This is a genomic window from Bradyrhizobium embrapense, from assembly GCF_001189235.2.
Lineage (GTDB): Bacteria > Pseudomonadota > Alphaproteobacteria > Rhizobiales > Xanthobacteraceae > Bradyrhizobium > Bradyrhizobium embrapense.
Window position 1 is genome coordinate 414,388 of record NZ_LFIP02000002.1, and the last position, 14,746, is coordinate 429,133.

General features: G+C 65.2%; 18 protein-coding genes and 1 riboswitch. Of the genes, 12 read left to right on the forward strand and 6 right to left on the reverse strand.

The annotated features are described in order from the left end of the window. Positions 1–63: 63 nt before the first annotated feature. Positions 64–612 carry a sigma-70 family RNA polymerase sigma factor gene (locus AKN83_RS09365; protein WP_016847265.1) on the reverse strand — a complete coding sequence of 183 codons (549 nt, stop codon included), beginning with the start codon at positions 610–612 and terminating at the stop codon, positions 64–66. After that, complete coding sequence (locus tag AKN83_RS09370) at positions 612–815, reverse strand: NepR family anti-sigma factor (protein WP_018269610.1); 204 nt, start codon at positions 813–815, stop codon at positions 612–614. The genes AKN83_RS09365 and AKN83_RS09370 overlap by 1 nt, the downstream gene beginning before the upstream one ends. A 266-nt stretch (positions 816–1,081) precedes the next feature. Here AKN83_RS09370 and AKN83_RS09375 point away from each other — a divergent pair, with 266 nt between their 5' ends. Both AKN83_RS09375 and AKN83_RS09380 read left to right on the forward strand, forming a co-directional pair. Continuing rightward, positions 1,082–1,894 carry a response regulator gene (locus AKN83_RS09375; RefSeq protein WP_050405410.1) on the forward strand — a complete coding sequence of 271 codons (813 nt, stop codon included), beginning with the start codon at positions 1,082–1,084 and terminating at the stop codon, positions 1,892–1,894. A gap of 171 nt (positions 1,895–2,065) precedes the next feature. Then, entirely contained in the window at positions 2,066–6,163 is a 4,098-nt protein-coding gene (locus AKN83_RS09380; RefSeq protein WP_050405409.1) for an ATP-binding protein, read from the forward strand. A gap of 24 nt (positions 6,164–6,187) precedes the next feature. Here the strand turns inward: AKN83_RS09380 and AKN83_RS09385 are convergent, their stop codons facing one another. Then, positions 6,188–7,399 carry a cytochrome P450 gene (locus tag AKN83_RS09385; RefSeq protein ID WP_050405408.1) on the reverse strand — a complete coding sequence of 404 codons (1,212 nt, stop codon included), beginning with the start codon at positions 7,397–7,399 and terminating at the stop codon, positions 6,188–6,190. A 126-nt stretch (positions 7,400–7,525) separates the two neighbouring features. Between AKN83_RS09385 and AKN83_RS09390 the strand changes: the two genes are divergently transcribed. The 3 genes from AKN83_RS09390 to AKN83_RS39510 all read left to right on the forward strand — a co-directional run bounded on the left by AKN83_RS09390 (position 7,526) and on the right by AKN83_RS39510 (position 9,397). Continuing rightward, positions 7,526–8,251, forward strand: coding sequence for a TetR/AcrR family transcriptional regulator (locus AKN83_RS09390; protein WP_050405407.1), 726 nt, complete (start codon positions 7,526–7,528; stop codon positions 8,249–8,251). Between the two features lie 63 nt (positions 8,252–8,314). Next, positions 8,315–9,196: a DMT family transporter gene (locus tag AKN83_RS09395; RefSeq protein ID WP_050405406.1), complete on the forward strand. Its 882-nt coding sequence runs from the start codon at positions 8,315–8,317 to the stop codon at positions 9,194–9,196. A 60-nt stretch (positions 9,197–9,256) separates the two neighbouring features. Then, positions 9,257–9,397, forward strand: a complete 141-nt coding sequence (locus AKN83_RS39510; protein ID WP_157113291.1) for a hypothetical protein — start codon at positions 9,257–9,259, stop codon at positions 9,395–9,397. A gap of 25 nt (positions 9,398–9,422) precedes the next feature. Here AKN83_RS39510 and AKN83_RS09400 read toward each other — a convergent pair whose 3' ends face one another. Further along, positions 9,423–9,662 (reverse strand): hypothetical protein, encoded by a 240-nt coding sequence (locus AKN83_RS09400; protein ID WP_050405405.1) that lies wholly within the window; start codon positions 9,660–9,662, stop codon positions 9,423–9,425. Between the two features lie 319 nt (positions 9,663–9,981). Between AKN83_RS09400 and AKN83_RS09405 the strand changes: the two genes are divergently transcribed. After that, a complete protein-coding gene (locus AKN83_RS09405; RefSeq protein WP_050405404.1) occupies positions 9,982–10,176 on the forward strand; it encodes a hypothetical protein in 195 nt (64 codons plus the stop codon). A gap of 68 nt (positions 10,177–10,244) precedes the next feature. Beyond that, positions 10,245–10,305: riboswitch (Fluoride riboswitch) on the forward strand. A 223-nt stretch (positions 10,306–10,528) separates the two neighbouring features. On the opposite strand, the gene AKN83_RS09410 is transcribed toward AKN83_RS09405, so the two are convergent. Beyond that, positions 10,529–10,783, reverse strand: coding sequence for a hypothetical protein (locus AKN83_RS09410; RefSeq protein WP_050405403.1), 255 nt, complete (start codon positions 10,781–10,783; stop codon positions 10,529–10,531). Positions 10,784–10,950: 167 nt separating this feature from the next. Between AKN83_RS09410 and AKN83_RS09415 the strand changes: the two genes are divergently transcribed. From AKN83_RS09415 to AKN83_RS09430, 6 genes are all read left to right on the forward strand, one after another. Further along, a complete protein-coding gene (locus tag AKN83_RS09415; RefSeq protein ID WP_050405402.1) occupies positions 10,951–11,172 on the forward strand; it encodes a hypothetical protein in 222 nt (73 codons plus the stop codon). 83 nt (positions 11,173–11,255) lie between these two features. Continuing rightward, on the forward strand, positions 11,256–11,936 hold the full coding sequence (locus AKN83_RS09420; RefSeq protein ID WP_050405401.1) for a transglutaminase-like domain-containing protein: 681 nt from the start codon (positions 11,256–11,258) through the stop codon (positions 11,934–11,936). A 39-nt stretch (positions 11,937–11,975) separates the two neighbouring features. After that, a complete protein-coding gene (locus tag AKN83_RS09425) occupies positions 11,976–12,902 on the forward strand; it encodes a DMT family transporter (protein ID WP_050405400.1) in 927 nt (308 codons plus the stop codon). 81 nt (positions 12,903–12,983) lie between these two features. After that, positions 12,984–13,160 (forward strand): hypothetical protein, encoded by a 177-nt coding sequence (locus AKN83_RS40490; protein ID WP_172803512.1) that lies wholly within the window; start codon positions 12,984–12,986, stop codon positions 13,158–13,160. 139 nt (positions 13,161–13,299) lie between these two features. Then, complete coding sequence (locus AKN83_RS40495) at positions 13,300–13,473, forward strand: hypothetical protein (RefSeq protein WP_172803513.1); 174 nt, start codon at positions 13,300–13,302, stop codon at positions 13,471–13,473. A gap of 316 nt (positions 13,474–13,789) precedes the next feature. Next, positions 13,790–14,182, forward strand: coding sequence for a hypothetical protein (locus tag AKN83_RS09430; protein ID WP_050405399.1), 393 nt, complete (start codon positions 13,790–13,792; stop codon positions 14,180–14,182). Positions 14,183–14,276: 94 nt separating this feature from the next. Here the strand turns inward: AKN83_RS09430 and AKN83_RS09435 are convergent, their stop codons facing one another. Further along, positions 14,277–14,729 (reverse strand): hypothetical protein, encoded by a 453-nt coding sequence (locus AKN83_RS09435; protein WP_050405398.1) that lies wholly within the window; start codon positions 14,727–14,729, stop codon positions 14,277–14,279. Between the last annotated feature and the right edge of the window lie 17 nt (positions 14,730–14,746).

Sequence of the window (14,746 nt, forward strand, 5' to 3'; positions counted from 1 at the left end):
CAGGTCAATAAAAAAGGCGGCCCTCATGGACCGCCTCTTCGTATCCACCGCCCGTCGTGGTGCCTATCCACCGTTGCCGCCGATCACGGCGCGCACGGTGTTGTCCGGACCGAAATCCTCGGCGCTGTCGACATAGAGCAGCGCGGAGAGCTTCGATCGCGCACGGTTGACGCGGCTCTTGATGGTGCCGACCGCGCAGCCGCAGATCGCCGCGGCATCCTCGTAGGAGAAGCCGGAGGCACCAACCAGGATCAACGCTTCACGCTGGTCCTGCGGCAGCTTTTCGAGCGCCGCGCGGAATTCCTCGAACTCCAGATGCGCGGCCTGCGACGGCTGGCTCTTCAGCGTCTTGGCATAGTTGCCCTCGGCGTCTTCCACCTCGCGCCGCCGCTTGCGGTAGTCGGAGCGAAACAGGTTGCGCAGGATGGTGAACAACCACGCGGGCAGGTTCGAGCCGGGCTGGAATGAATCGATATTGGCGATTGCCCGCAGCAGCGTCTCCTGCACCAGATCGTCGGCGCGGTCGCCATTGCCGGACAGCGAGATCGCGAACGCGCGCAGGCTCGGGACCGACGCCAGGATGTCGTCGCGAAGTTCATTCGTGAGAGGCATTAGTCCCCTCCATTGTTCTTGTCGGTATCGCCCCCGGCCACGGCCGCCGCGGCAGCCTCGGGTCCGTCGAGTTTGCGGATCAGCTCCGCAAAGCGGTCGGGCACCCCCTGCCGCACGACGTCGTCGTACATGGCACGCAGCTGGTGGCCGATTCTCGATTGAATCTCGGCGTTGAGACCGCCCTGCTTCTTCACTTCCTTCATGATCTGATCCACGCTTCCCCGGGAGTTAAGTCTCTGATTTCCAAGATGTTTCCTCGAAAAAAGAGGCTGGCCGCGTTGCCTCGTCGGTCAGGAGCTAATGCGAAGTTGCGCATAAAGTTCCGGAAGCCTGGAACTATTTCGTGGAACTTTTCCGGCGCTCGCGCGTAGTCGGGCATGCAGGGGAACCGGGGGCGCCCCAAAATGGTACGCCGCCCCAGAGCACGGGTCGCAGGCCGGTTGGCCTCACGAACAAGGATGGAGTGGGAATGTCCCGATCGCAGATCGTTGCCGAACACCTTCCGCTGTTGCGCCGCTATGCGCGCGCACTGACCGGAAACCAGGCGTCCGGGGACGCCTATGTCGGGGCCATGCTCGAGGCCCTGTTGCAGGACGGATCATTGCTGGACCAGACGCACGGCCCGCGCGCCGGCCTGTTTCGGCTGTTCACCCAGATCTGGAATTCGGTATCGGTGAACAACAACGACAATGAAGACGTGGCGACGCTCTCGCTGCCGCCGGAGCGCCGGCTCTCCAACATCACGCCGCTGCCGCGGCAGGCCTTCCTGCTGCTGTCGCTGGAAGGCTTCTCGGAGGAGGAGGTCGGCTACATTCTCGGCACCGACGTTGCCGAAACGCGCAAGCTGACCGATGCCGCCGGCCGCGAGATGGCCGCCGAGATCGCCACCGATGTCCTGATCATCGAGGACGAGACCTTCATCGCGATGGACCTCGAGAGCCTGGTGAAGAATCTCGGCCACAACGTCATCGGCGTTGCGCGCACACATTCCGATGCGGTGGCGCTCGCCAAGAACAAGAAGCCCGGCCTGATCCTCGCCGACATCCAGCTCGCCGACGGCTCGTCCGGCCTCGATGCGGTCAACGAGCTGCTGCGGACCTTCGAGGTGCCGGTGGTGTTCATCACCGCGTATCCGGAGCGCTTCCTGACCGGCGAGCGGCCGGAGCCGGCCTTCCTGATCTCAAAACCGTTCCAGCCGGCAATGGTGTCGGCGGTGGCGAGCCAGGCGCTGTTCTTCCAGCGCAACTCGCGCAACCGCACGCCGCGCGCCGCGTCGGCATGATCTGAATTTACGCAAAGCGGGAAAAATACGGCCGGCGTACCGAAAGGTACGCCGGCTTTTTCTTTGCTAGCCCGGATTGCTGCCAGGCGTCGTGCGGCCGGTAGAGCGCTTAGGAACTGACATTGTCAGCAAGAGTTTGCTTTTCATTGTTTGGGCTTGGCGGGAGCCGTTGTGTCGAGATTACCAACCCCGGCGACATTGCGTGGCGTGACCAGCGAACATCTCTTCATCGGTAGCAGCGAGCTCGCTGGCCTCCTCAGGAATCGGGATTGGGCAGGCACATCGCTGGGGCCGCCCGAGGTGTGGCCGGAAAGCCTCAAGACTGCGGTGCGCATCATGCTCACCTCGCAGCAGCCGATCTGGATCGGCTGGGGCAAGGAGCTGACCTTCCTCTACAACGATCCCTACAAATCGATCATCGGCGGCAAGCATCCGCGCGCCCTAGGCGAGCCGACCCGCGTGGTGTGGCGCGAGATCTGGGATGACATTGCGCCGCTGCTCACCAAGGCGATGAGCGGGAGCGAGGGCACCTATGTCGAGGCCCAATTGCTGATCATGGAGCGCAACGGCTTCCCCGAAGAGACCTACTACACGTTCTCCTACAGCCCGATTCCCGATGCCGACGGTCTGCCCGCCGGAATCTTCTGCGCCAATACCGACGATACGCAGCGCGTGATCAGCGAGCGGCAGCTCTCGCTTCTGCGCGAGCTTGCCAGCCGCGCGGCCGAGGCGCGAAGCGTCGGCCAGGCTTGCGAGCGCAGTGCCGCGGCGCTGGCGACCGATCCTCAGGATTTGCCTTTCGCGATGATCTATCTGATCGATCAGCAGGAGCAGGTTGCGCGGCTGGCCGCGACCAGCGGCATGGACCGGCATCATGTCGGGGTGAAGCCGCAGCTAGCGCTCGACGGCAGCGAAGCGTGGCCGGTCGCCGACGTGCAGGCGAGCCGTGACGGCGTGCTGGTGCAGGACCTGAAAAGTCTGTTCGGTCTCGATTTCCCTTCCGGCGGCTGGCGCCAGGCGCCGGACCAAGCCGTCGTGCTGCCGGTGCTTGCTGCCGGTGATGCGGTCGCCGGCTTCCTGATCGCGGGGCTCAATCCATTCCGCGTCTACGATGAACGCTACACGAGCTTCCTCGGGTTGGTATCGGCGCAGATCACCGCTGCAATCAACCATGCACAGGCGTATGAGGAGGAGCGCCGCCGCGCCGAGGCGCTGGCCGAGATCGATCGCGCCAAGACCACTTTCTTCTCCAATGTCAGCCACGAATTCCGTACGCCGCTCACCTTGATGCTGAGCCCGCTCGAAGAGCTGATATCCAAGGCGGACGAGCATCTACCGCCAGAGCAGCGTTCGCTGCTCGACATCGCACACCGCAACGGTCAGCGTCTGCTGAAGCTGGTCAACACGCTGCTGGATTTCGCGCGCATCGAGGCGGGTCGGAGTTCCGCCACATACGAGCCGGTCGACCTTGTTGCGCTGACGTCCGACCTCGCGTCGAGTTTTCGTTCGACTGTCGAGAAGGCCGGGTTGAGTCTTCTGATCGAGACCGAGGCACTCCCGGAGCCCGTCTATGTCGACCGTGACATGTGGGAGAAGATCGTCCTCAACCTGCTCTCGAACGCGTTCAAGTTCACATTCGATGGAGAGATTGCGGTCTCCATCATGACCTCGCCCGACGGTACTGCGGCCGAGGTCGTCGTGAGTGACACGGGGACCGGCATTCCGGCGTCAGCGCTGCCGCACATATTCGATCGGTTTCAGCGCGTCGAGGGCGCGCGCGGCCGCTCTTTCGAAGGAAGTGGTATCGGCCTTGCGCTGGTACGGGAACTGGTGAAGCAGCATGGCGGGCAGATCCGGGTCGAGAGCGAGATCGATCGCGGGACCGCTTTCACCATCGCGCTGCCGTTCGGAACGGCGCATCTTCCGGCCGAGCAGATCAGTGCGGGCAATGCGGCCGCCTCGAGCAGTGTTCGCGCACAGGCCTATCTCGATGAGGCGATGGGATGGCTGGCTGGCGGTGACCCCGGCGATCGACCTGATCCATCCTCATCGGAGGATCTCGGTTTCGCAGCGCCTGCGGTCGCTGGACGGCGGCAACGCATCCTGCTCGCCGACGACAATTCCGACATGCGCCAATATGTGCGCCGCCTGCTCGCGCCGCTCTATGACGTTGAGGCGGTTGAAGATGGGCAGGCCGCGCTGGAGGCGGTCTGGCGGCAGCGGCCCGACCTCGTATTGAGCGACATCATGATGCCGCGCCTGGATGGCATCAGCCTCTTGAATGCGCTGCGCTCCGACCGGGACCTGAAAGGGCTGCCGGTCATCTTCCTGTCGGCACGCGCAGGTGAGGAGGCGAAGGTCGAGGGCCTGCAGATCGGCGCCGACGATTATCTCGTCAAGCCATTCAGCGCGAGGGAGCTGCTGGCGCGCGTTGCCGCCAACCTTGAACTGTCCGGCTCACGGGCGGAGCGTGCCGTGCGGCTTGAAGAGGAGGCGCACGTCCTCGAGCTCTTGAACAAGGTCGGCAGTGCGGTGGCGGGCGAACTCAATCTCGATCGTGCTGTCCAGATCGTCACCGATGCGGCGACCGAGTTGACGGGCGCTGCCTTCGGCTCGTTCTTCTACAACGTGATCAACGACACGGGTGAGAGCTACATGCTTTACACCCTGTCCGGCGTGCCGCGCGAGGCGTTCTCGCGGTTTCCGATGCCGCGCAACACGGCGGTGTTCGCGCCGACCTTCAATGGCGACGCGATCGTGCGATCCGACGACATCCTGAAGGATCCCCGCTACGGCAAGAACGATCCGCATTACGGGATGCCGAAAGGGCATCTGCCGGTGCGTAGCTATCTTGCGGCGCCCGTCGTGTCGCGCTCCGGCGAGGTGCTGGGTGGGCTGTTCTTCGGCCATCCCGAGCCGGGCGTCTTCGGCGATCGTGCCGAGCAGCTGATCGCCGGTATCGCCGCGCAGGCGGCGACCGCGATCGACACCGCGCGGCTATTCCAGGCCGCTGAGCGCGAGGTCGCCGAGCGGCGCCGCGCCGAAGCCGCGTTGCAGGCCCTCAACACGACGCTGGAGCAGCGGGTCGTGGAAGAAGTCCAGGAGCGGACCAAGGCCGAGGAGCAACTGCGACAGATCCAGAAGATGGAGGCCGTCGGCCAGTTGACCGGTGGCATCGCTCACGACTTCAACAACATGCTGGCGGTGATCATCGCCGGCCTCAATCTGATCCAGCGCAAGCTTGCGAAGGGCGAAAACGATGTCGAGCGTTTCGTGGAGGCCGCCGTCGACGGCGCGCAGCGCGCCGCGGGCCTCACCCAGCGCCTGCTTGCGTTCTCGCGTCAGCAGCCGCTCGCGCCGGTGACGCTTGACGGCAACAAGATGATTTCGGGCATGGCCGAGCTGCTGGCGCGCACGCTTGGCGAGACCATCGGTCTTGAAACCGTGCTGGCCGCGGGCCTGTGGCGGGTTCGCGCCGATTCCGGCCAACTCGAAAACGCCATCCTCAATCTCTGCGTCAACGCCCGCGATGCGATGCCGGGTGGCGGCAAGCTCACGCTGGAGACCGCCAACAGCTATGTCGACGAGGTCGCGGCGAAGGCATATTCGATTCCGCCCGGCCAGTACGTCATGATCGCCGTGGCGGACAACGGCAGCGGCATGACCGAAGGGGTCATCGCCAAGGCGTTCGATCCGTTCTTCACCACCAAGGGGGTCGGCAAGGGGACCGGACTCGGCCTCAGCCAGGTCTATGGCTTCGTGCGCCAGTCCGGTGGCCATGTGAAGATCTATTCGGAAATCGGTGTCGGTACGACCGTCAAGATCTATCTGCCGCGGTACCGCGGTGAAGCGGGCCCGGACCTTGTCAGGCGTGCGCCGATCGCTTCGTATCGCGGCCACAACAACGAGGTGGTCCTGGTGGTCGAGGACGAGGACCGCGTGCGTGGCGTTTCCGTCGAGGCGCTGCGGGAGCTCGGCTACACCGTGGTCAGTGCCGCCAATCCGCACGAAGCCCTGCAACTCCTCGATGGCGGGCTTTCGGTGGCGTTGCTGTTCACCGACGTGGTGATGCCCAGCATGTCGGGCCACGATCTCGCGGTACGGGCGCGTGAGCGCATCCCGGGCCTCAAGGTGCTTTACACCACCGGCTACACCCGCAACGCCATCGTCCACAACGGCATCCTCGACCCCGGCACCAATCTGCTGCCGAAGCCGTTTTCGATCGACGAACTGGCGACCAAGGTGCGCGAGGTCCTGGACGGGATCTAGCGGCGGATCCGCCGCTTTCGCGGCCTATTTGGGCGTAACGTGGACCGGCATCGTGCTGAGCGCGCGCAGGCCCGAGCTGCCGCGGAACGCGACCGGACCGGCAATCTCGAACTGCCTGACGCGGGCGGCGAGCGCTGCAATCACGGCTTCCGCCTCCAGCCGCGCCACCATCTGCCCGACACAGCCGTGAATGCCGACGCCGAAGCCCATGTGCCCGGAGAGGCGCCGCCTGACATCGAACCGCTCGGCATGCTCCCACCGCGTCTCGTCGCGGTTGGCGGAAGCAAGCAGCAGCAGCACCTTCTCATGCTTCCCGATCGCAACGCCGGCGATCTCGGTGTCATGCGGCGTGGTGCGGAACACGAACGGCGCCGGCGAGTCGAAGCGCAGGGTCTCGTCGAAGGCGGCGCGCGCCAGCGACGGATCGGCTGCAAGCAGTGCCCATTGCCCTGGATGGCGCGCCAGCGTGTACAGCGCCATGCCGATCGCGCTGATCGTGGTGTCGAGCCCGGCCGAGAGCAGCGAACGCACCAGCAGCTGCGCTTCTTCCGCGCTGATCTCGCCGGCGTCGGCCGCCTCATAAACCTGCGCGCCGAAGCTGCCAGGGCGCAGCGCCTCGCGCTGACAGCGCGCCGCGACCCACGGCAGCACGCGCGGCGCCTCTTTCATCAGGTCGCGGAAGTAATCGTTCTCCGGCCCGAAGCCCGCAAACACCATCGCGCCATAGGTCAGGAAGTTCTCGCGGCCCTCCTGGTTGATGCCGAGCGCGTCGGGAAACACGCTGACCGGAAACACCTCCGCGACGTCCTTGATCGCATCGAACGAGCCGCGTGCCACCAACCCGTCGACCAGCGTTGCGGCCTTCGCCTTGAAATCATCCGCGAGCCGACGCATCGCGCCGGGCGAGAGGATCCGCGCCAGCACGGCGCGGGTCCTTGTGTGCAGCGGCGGATCTGCCTCCAGGATGATGCTCGGCGGCCGCCACGGCTTCTCCTTGAAGTGGTTGGCAAGCCCGGCGCCGCCCGCGTTGCTGAATTTGACATGGTCGCCGAAGATCGCCTTGACCTCGGCAAAGCGCGGCACCGCCCAGATATCGTACTTGGTCAGGCGAACCACCGGCGCCGCAGCGCGCAGCTCCGCATAAATGCCGTAGGGATCGGCCCGCGTCGCCGGACTGAACGGATCGAAATCGCTGCGGACGATATCGGCGGCAAGGGGGCTCGCATGCGCGCTCATTGCATCCTCCCGTGTTGTGCGATCAGTTAATTGACCATAGTCAATTAACTGAGGTATGGCAAGAGCGAGCCTCGTTTCGATTCCATCGGGACGGAAAAGCCTCTAGGACACGGCCAGGAGACGGCAATGTCGATCGAGGAGCAAGCCAGCAAGGGTGCGCGGCGCTTTCAGCGCAGGGCGCGCCAGGATGCCGACAAGGAGGCGCTGAAGGCGTTGATCCTCGCGACCGCGCGCAAGGAGTTCGCCGCCGGCACGCTCGAGACCGTCTCGATCCAGAAGATCGCCGACGCGATCGGCTACTCCAAGGGCACCGTCCTCAAATATTATCCAACCAAGCTGCTGTTGCTGCTCGCGGTGAAGCAGCAGAATCTCGAGGCGGTGGCCGAGCGCCTCGAACGGGTCCGCGCGCAGACCGCCGACAGCGAGCAGCGGCTGCGGCGCGTGATGGAGACCTATCTCGATTACTGGGCCGACAACCCCGATCATTTCCGTTCGCTGTTCTCGATGTCGGGGACGGTCGAGGACCGCCGCTTTCCCGACGGCGTCTATTTCGGGGAGACCGAGATCGCGCGCCGCAGCTTCGAGCTGTTCGTGATCTCGGTGCGGGAATATCTGGCGGCGCATGGCGCCGAGCCTGCGCCGGGCCTGCCGCAGCGGCTGGCGACCGCGCTGCTCGCGGCGACCCATGGCGTGGTCGCGCTGACGCTGGGCACGCCGACCATGAAACTGCCCGACATGCGCGGGACCGGGCGCCTCTTGATCGCAAGCCTGATCGATGCCTGGACGAGCAGACTTGCCGTCGCACGGAAAAGCGACGGCTGGCCGAAGATCGCGATCGGGACCTTTGCCTGAGACGGTGGTCCGCATGCGCGATGCGATGTGGCATTGCGCGCCTCCCCCTGTTAAGCGCGGCCGATGGATACGACGCAACGCGACCGAACGATCGGCTTTCTCTGCCTGGTGGCGACGGCCTTCGGCTGGGCCCTGAACTGGCCGCTGATGAAGCTGCTGCTGCAGCAATGGCCGCCGCTGTTCGCCCGCGGACTCGCCGGCACCTGCGCCGCGGTGATCCTCGCCACGCTGGCGCTGGCGCGCGGCCAGTCGCTCGCGGTGCCGTGCGAGGCGGTCCCGCGGCTGCTGTTCGCCTCCTTCACCAATGTCTTCGCCTGGATGGGTTTTGGCACCATCGCGATGAAATTCGTCACGGTCGGCGAGGGGGCGTTGCTCGCCTACACCATGCCGATCTGGGCGATGCTGTTCGCCTGGCCGGTGCTGCACAGCCGCCCGACGCTGCGGGACCTGGCGGCGCTGGTGCTCGGCGTCGCCGGCGTCGCGCTCCTGCTCGGCGGAGGCGGTTTTGCGTTCGGCGCCGACAAGCTCACCGGCATCGCGCTGGCGCTCGCCTGCGCCACCCTGTTTGCGCTCGGCAACGTGCTGAACCGCAAGCCGCTGCCGATGCCGCCGCTTGCGGTGGTGGCCTGGCAGGTCGGCATCGGCTGTCTGGTGATGCTGCTGCTCGGCGTTCTGTTCGAACATCCGAACTATGCCGCGATCACGCCGTTCGGCCTCGGCTGTCTTGCCTACATGACGCTGATGCCGATGGGCATTTGCTATCTCACCTGGTTCGAGACGCTGCGCCGGCTGCCGCCGACATCGGCGTCGACGGGGATGCTGTTGGTGCCGGTCATCGGGGTGATTTCGGCCGCGATCATCCTCGGCGAGCCGCTCGGCCTGCGTGAGATTGGCGCGATGGCGTTGACACTCGGCGGCGTGACGCTGGCGCTGCAGCGGGCGTGAATTGCCGGTCGAAGGAACCGACGTTCACGCGACGCGTTCTTCTAAAAAGGGAGCTTGGCCATGCGCAAGGCGATCGCGCGGCTTGATGCGGAGCAGAAGGCGCAGCTGCTTTATCTCGTAGATCTCGGCACGGCGATGTTCACCTCGGCACTCGTGGTCTGTACCCTGAAAGCGGTCGTGGACCTGTTCGTCGCCGGCTGAACCGCCGGACCAGCGCAACGCGCCGTCACTTGCTCGGCGCGTCCTCCTGTGTGTGCCCTTCGGGCCCTCGATCGAACACCCCGTACTCGCTGGATTTCACTCCGGCTGCGGCATCGATACCGGTGCCAGCGAGACCGAGCTTGAGCAGTTCGCGGACCGCCGCGGCGCGGGTCGGCATGCGGTGCTTGAAGCGGAAATCGTCGAGGGCCGATAATTCGTCGGGAGAAAGCATCACTTGAAGACGTTCAGCGCGAAGCTCATTCATCGCAAACCGCCAAGAATTAGTTAGTTGAGCAGTTTGCTAAACAAACCAAGTGCCAGCGGGTTCCCCCAACCTGTAAAAAGACATCGATTGAGTATATTTATCAAGCAATATCAATGTCTTACGTAAAATATTAGGAACGATCCGGCGCCCATCCCGTTGTCTGGCGGGAGTGCTGCCATGACCAACCAAGTCAATCTGCCCCGCAAGCTGTCGGAGGAACCGGAAGCCCCAAAGCCGCGGCGTCCGAGCCACGCACGGGTCATCGACCAACTGGACCGCTGGGCCAATAGTCCCGGTCTGCAACCGCCAAGGACGAGTGATGGAGAAGACGATTCGAAAGCGGAAGCGGTCTGAACCCCACACCTTCGAACAGCGTCTCGAAGAGCACCGGGTGCGGCTCGAGAGCCAGCTCGCGGAGTTGCCGAGCGGCGCCGAGCGCGATCAGATCGCCGCGCGGATCGAGCAGCTGCGCACAGCGGTCGAGCTGAACGCGATGCTGTCGACGCGCGAGTGACGACGACAGCGGCGCCGCGGGGACTCCTTGCCCGTCGCGCCGCTCGTCCCGTTCCCCGCGTTGATGGGGATGCTGATGGGGATCGAGTCCTCCGGTAACCGCCACGTTGCTGATGACTCGTACCGGGCGCGACAGAGTCCGCAGGAGCATGCGCCACTGCCGATCCGCTGCGTGACCCTGCGAACGAGAAGGGCGCAGAATGGCGGAGCTTCCCGGTCTTCCCTGTTCGGCGGGCGTCCGCGGCCCGATGGTCAACGACGCGCCTCCGCTTTCCGTCATCCCGGGCAAAGGCTTCGCCTCCGCGCGAGGATGACTGGTCAACAGACAAACGGATAGACCATCTCGCCAGACGCTAATTGGTGGGGTGGCGGCCGGTGCGCGGATTCAGCGGTGCGGTCGGCGGCCGCCGCAGCGCTTCGGGAAGAAACGCCTCGCCACGCCTGGGCAAGGCTTCGGCGCGGACATCGGCGGCCCATTGCGCGCGCTCGTGCGGCGTCTGGTTGTCGTCGAACGTCCGCTTCACGTCGAGCCCGCCGACCGGGTCATTGACGCCGTGTTGGCTGGCGGGATGATCGGTGCCGTTGTGGATGTCACTGGAATTGCCCATCGCGGCCTCCTCGCCTGGTCACTTCCGACCAACGTGCCCAGCGCGAGCGCCGTTCCAAAAAGTGAAGGGCGCAGGTATCGTTTACTGCGGGAATCCTTGGCGTGCGCGGGGGCAGCCGGTAGGATGGAACCCGGAGCGAGGTCAGGGACCAAGGGAAGACCGGAGAAATGAAGCATGTCGACGTCGCGGTGATTGCTGCCACGCTGTGGCTGCTGGCGTCGATGGTGCTGGACATCCTGACGCCGAAGTCGATCACGGTGTTCATGATCGCTGCCGCGCTTGCCCCGCCGTTCCTGATCGGGATCGGCATCCATTTCGCGCGCGAATATTTCAAGGCGAAGCGGCGCAGCTACCGGCCGCCGCAACTGGACGAACGCTTCAAGAACTGAACGGCGAGAACGGAACGGCAGCTCTGCAATGCGGCTGCACGTGCTGCATTGAACTGCGTCCATGGCTTGCTAAGCTTCGCGCCATGACCGAGCATCTCCCCGATACGATCAGCCGCCTCTACACCGACCCGGGCGAATATGTCGACAGCGATCATCCGGCCGTCGAGGCGTTCGCCCGCGCCGCCGTCCCGGCCGGCGCCAGTGCGCGCGAGATCGCGAGCCGGCTCTACACAGCGGTGCGCGACGGCATCCGCTACAACCCCTATGTCAGCATGCGCTCGGCGGAGAGCTACCGGGCCTCCAGCGTGCTCGCCGCCGGCAACGGCTATTGCGTCGGCAAGGCGGCGCTTTATGCGGCGGCCTGCCGGGTCCACGGCATCCCGGCGCGGGTCGGCTTCGCCGATGTCCGCAACCATCTCACCACCGAGAAGCTGCGCCAGAGCATGGGCTCCGACCTGTTCAGCTGGCACGGCTTCACCGAAGTGTTCGTCGACGGCGCCTGGCGCAAGGCGACCCCGACCTTCAACGACACGCTGTGCGCCAAGCTCGGCGTCAAGCCGCTCGATTTCGACGGCCATTCCGACGCGCTGCTGCATCCCTTCGATGGCGCCGGGCGAGCCTACATGCAGTATGTCAACGACCACGGCAGCTATCACGACGTCCCCGCCAAATTCCTGATGCGCGAGATGGCGCGCGAATACGCCAACATGCAGGGCGAGGACATGACCGGCCGCGACATGGAGCGCGAGGCGGCGCAGCGATAGCGGGCGCGTGCCCTGCGCACCGGCTGAGGGGGCGGTGTCATGGATGCGGAGTTGCCGAAGGCGCCCGTCAGCCGTCCGGCCTCAGGCTGGGAGGACGCGGTCGCGCTGACCGGATTCATCCTGGTCGCGGTCGGGCAGGCCTCGAACCAGGTGCTGGCGCGCGGCCTTGCCGGCTCGGTGCCGCCGTTCTCGCTGGCCTTGTTCCGCTGGAGCATCATCGCCATCGGCCTCGCGCCGTTTGCGATCGCGGCAGTCCGGGACGGCAAGATCCCGCTGGCGCGGAATTTCTGGCCGATCCTCGCCGCAGGCTTCCTCGGCATGTTCCTGTGCGGCGGCCCGGTCTACATCGCCGGCATCACCACATCAGCGATCCACATCGCGCTGATCTTCGCGCTGTCGCCGATCATGGTGCTGCTGATTTCGGCGGCGCTCGGCATCGAGCATATCGGTCCGCTGCAATGGCTCGGCACCGCGTTGGCGCTTGCAGGCGCGCTGCTGATCGTCTCCGGCGGCCATCTGGAAACGCTGGCGCAGTCGAGCGCGGCCTGGGGCGACCTCTTGGTGGTGTGCGCGATGCTCGGCTGGTCCGGCTATACGATCGTGCAATCACGCGTCGCGCCGCGCGCCTCGCTGCTGGCGCGGGTCAGCCTGTTCGCGGCGGCCGGCGCGCTGTGCTCGCTGCCGCCGGCACTTCAGGAGATGTGGGCGACGCCGGCTGCGGTTTTCAACGTCCGGGCGCTCGAGGCCTATGTCTTCGCCGGCATCGTTCCGGGCCTGCTCGCCTATGCCGGCTTCGCCTGGCTCGGCGCAAGGTTCGGCTCGGTGCGGACGTCGCTCGTGCTTTATGTCGCGCCGATCGCGAGCGCCCTGTTGTCCTGGATCATCCTCGGCGAGCCGCCGAGGCTGATCCATCTGGTTGGCGGTTTGCTGATCCTCGGCGGCGTCTGGGCGAGCCTGCGCAAATAGATACCCGGCCTTCCCGCTGCAACCTTTTCCGGCCTCGCGCATTGAATTCAACGTTGATTCAAGAACTTAGTTGGAGGTCGCATGAATCTCACTCCCGAGCAGCGCAAGGTCCGTGACGCACAGCGGCAGCAAGAGGCGTCGCAGGCGATGAAGGAGCATCGCGCCAACGAGAAGGCGTTCTACGACAACTTCCAGCGCCTCAAGGCCGAGCGGCAGGCGCGCGAAGCCGCGGAGCCGCGGAAGACCGGTTCGAGATAAGCGCCGGACACCACGACCATCATCCGGATTGTCCGGGTTCGACATGCCGAGAAGGAGCGGAAGCTAAGGGGGCGAGCACGGCGCAAGCGGGTTCGCCCCAATGACGAGATGAAATCTCCAGGCTTATGGAGGACGTCAGATGTATTTTGCCGATAAAAAAACGGTCACTTGCAAATGCGGCGAGGCCTTGAGCGAATTGATGCTCGTCGACGACCAGACAACCGGAATCAAGTTTCACGTCGGCCGTTGCCCGTCATGCCGTGAAGTGACGGTTGTTCGATCCCAGGACACACCATCGGGCGATGATGCCTGAGGTCGGACCGCGGTCCTGCAGCGCCTAGCTTCAATTTGCGAAGGATGGACAGTCCGCCTGACGCATCGTTCGCGGCGCTCAGAAAAAGAGCAGGGCGCGACCGGCATCACCACGGTCGCGCCCTACGTCGCCGGTCAATGGGGCAGGGGGAATAACCGGCTGTTGTAACGACTCGCAGACCCACGACTCGTTCCGTGCGAACCAAAATTTTTTCGTACACGGTTAAGTGATGGCTGGACGCGAGAACCCCACAGGTTTCGTTCGCGTTGTGTCCGTGATCGCCAAAGGGAATTTCCGTGGGGCGAGGGACATTGCCATGTCAAAGATTCAAAAAGGAATTTTCGCTGCGTTGGCGGCTTCACTGACGCTTGGCGCGGTACAGTTGGCGTCCGGCCACGATCTCATCGGCGGACAGCAGGTCACCACCGCATTGGCGCCGGAGAGCGCGGTCAATCGCGCCGCCAAAACGGATCGTGCCGTGGCTCCGATTGCCGCCCTGCCGAGCCGGACCGTCGCGCTTAAGCTCGATCGGCTTCCCGATACTTCGGTCCTGGTCCGCGTTCCCGTGGCGCGGGAAGAAGCGCGCAATCGTCCCGCAGCGCCCGCCCGGGCGCGGCCCGGCGACACTCGCAAGGTGGCCTGCGAGCCGGTGGTCAGCGTCCTGACCGAAGTGGCCAAGCTGCTGCAGCCCGGCCGCTGCGTGACCTGAGAACCCCTTGCACGACGTCGTCGCCCGGCTTGAACCGGGCGATGATGACGGTTGAGCGGTGCTGGCTTCGCGTCCCGAGGGAGAAACGCTACTCCTATTCCTCTTCCTCCGCCTCCTCGCTGCCGCGGGCGGCGCCGCGGCTTGCCATCAGGCCGAGCGCGAGGCCGCCGACCGCGAGGATCGGGATCAGCCGCTTGCCGCCGATGGCGCGGGCGATCTGCAGGCCGGTGGCGATCAATGCGGGGTTGGCGAGCATCGTCGCCGCGGCGGATTTGGCGGCCTTGGCCGCCTTCTCGGCACGCCTCTGCATCTCGCGCTTGCGCACCGTGTAAACGACAATGACGATCAGCGTGACGACGAGGAACACCGCGGCGCCGGACAGGCATGCTTCCACCGCACCGTAGTGCTGCAGCACATAGACGAAGGCGGCCGCGCACAGGAAGGCGATGGTGATGAGCAGCGCGACCGCGGCGGCGGCCGCAAGCGACGTCAGCCGCAACGCGCTGCCGATGGATTGCTTGACGTCATCGATCAGCCGCTGAAGCATTGACCAACCTTGCCCTG

What these genes read in the sequence shown, in the direction of transcription:
- AKN83_RS40495 (WP_172803513.1), top strand. Translation starts at nt 13,300, where the DNA reads ATGTATTTTGCCGATAAAAAAACGGTCACTTGCAAATGCGGCGAGGCC.
- AKN83_RS39510 (WP_157113291.1), top strand. Translation starts at nt 9,257, where the DNA reads ATGCGCAAGGCGATCGCGCGGCTTGATGCGGAGCAGAAGGCGCAGCTG.
- AKN83_RS09370 (WP_018269610.1), bottom strand. Translation starts at nt 815, where the DNA reads ATGAAGGAAGTGAAGAAGCAGGGCGGTCTCAACGCCGAGATTCAATCG.
- AKN83_RS09410 (WP_050405403.1), bottom strand. Translation starts at nt 10,783, where the DNA reads ATGGGCAATTCCAGTGACATCCACAACGGCACCGATCATCCCGCCAGC.
- AKN83_RS09385 (WP_050405408.1), bottom strand. Translation starts at nt 7,399, where the DNA reads ATGAGCGCGCATGCGAGCCCCCTTGCCGCCGATATCGTCCGCAGCGAT.
- AKN83_RS09365 (WP_016847265.1), bottom strand. Translation starts at nt 612, where the DNA reads ATGCCTCTCACGAATGAACTTCGCGACGACATCCTGGCGTCGGTCCCG.
- AKN83_RS09400 (WP_050405405.1), bottom strand. Translation starts at nt 9,662, where the DNA reads ATGAATGAGCTTCGCGCTGAACGTCTTCAAGTGATGCTTTCTCCCGAC.
- AKN83_RS09435 (WP_050405398.1), bottom strand. Translation starts at nt 14,729, where the DNA reads ATGCTTCAGCGGCTGATCGATGACGTCAAGCAATCCATCGGCAGCGCG.
- AKN83_RS09405 (WP_050405404.1), top strand. Translation starts at nt 9,982, where the DNA reads ATGGAGAAGACGATTCGAAAGCGGAAGCGGTCTGAACCCCACACCTTC.
- AKN83_RS40490 (WP_172803512.1), top strand. Translation starts at nt 12,984, where the DNA reads ATGAATCTCACTCCCGAGCAGCGCAAGGTCCGTGACGCACAGCGGCAG.
- AKN83_RS09395 (WP_050405406.1), top strand. Translation starts at nt 8,315, where the DNA reads ATGGATACGACGCAACGCGACCGAACGATCGGCTTTCTCTGCCTGGTG.
- AKN83_RS09415 (WP_050405402.1), top strand. Translation starts at nt 10,951, where the DNA reads ATGAAGCATGTCGACGTCGCGGTGATTGCTGCCACGCTGTGGCTGCTG.
- AKN83_RS09390 (WP_050405407.1), top strand. Translation starts at nt 7,526, where the DNA reads ATGTCGATCGAGGAGCAAGCCAGCAAGGGTGCGCGGCGCTTTCAGCGC.
- AKN83_RS09420 (WP_050405401.1), top strand. Translation starts at nt 11,256, where the DNA reads ATGACCGAGCATCTCCCCGATACGATCAGCCGCCTCTACACCGACCCG.
- AKN83_RS09425 (WP_050405400.1), top strand. Translation starts at nt 11,976, where the DNA reads ATGGATGCGGAGTTGCCGAAGGCGCCCGTCAGCCGTCCGGCCTCAGGC.
- AKN83_RS09430 (WP_050405399.1), top strand. Translation starts at nt 13,790, where the DNA reads ATGTCAAAGATTCAAAAAGGAATTTTCGCTGCGTTGGCGGCTTCACTG.
- AKN83_RS09375 (WP_050405410.1), top strand. Translation starts at nt 1,082, where the DNA reads ATGTCCCGATCGCAGATCGTTGCCGAACACCTTCCGCTGTTGCGCCGC.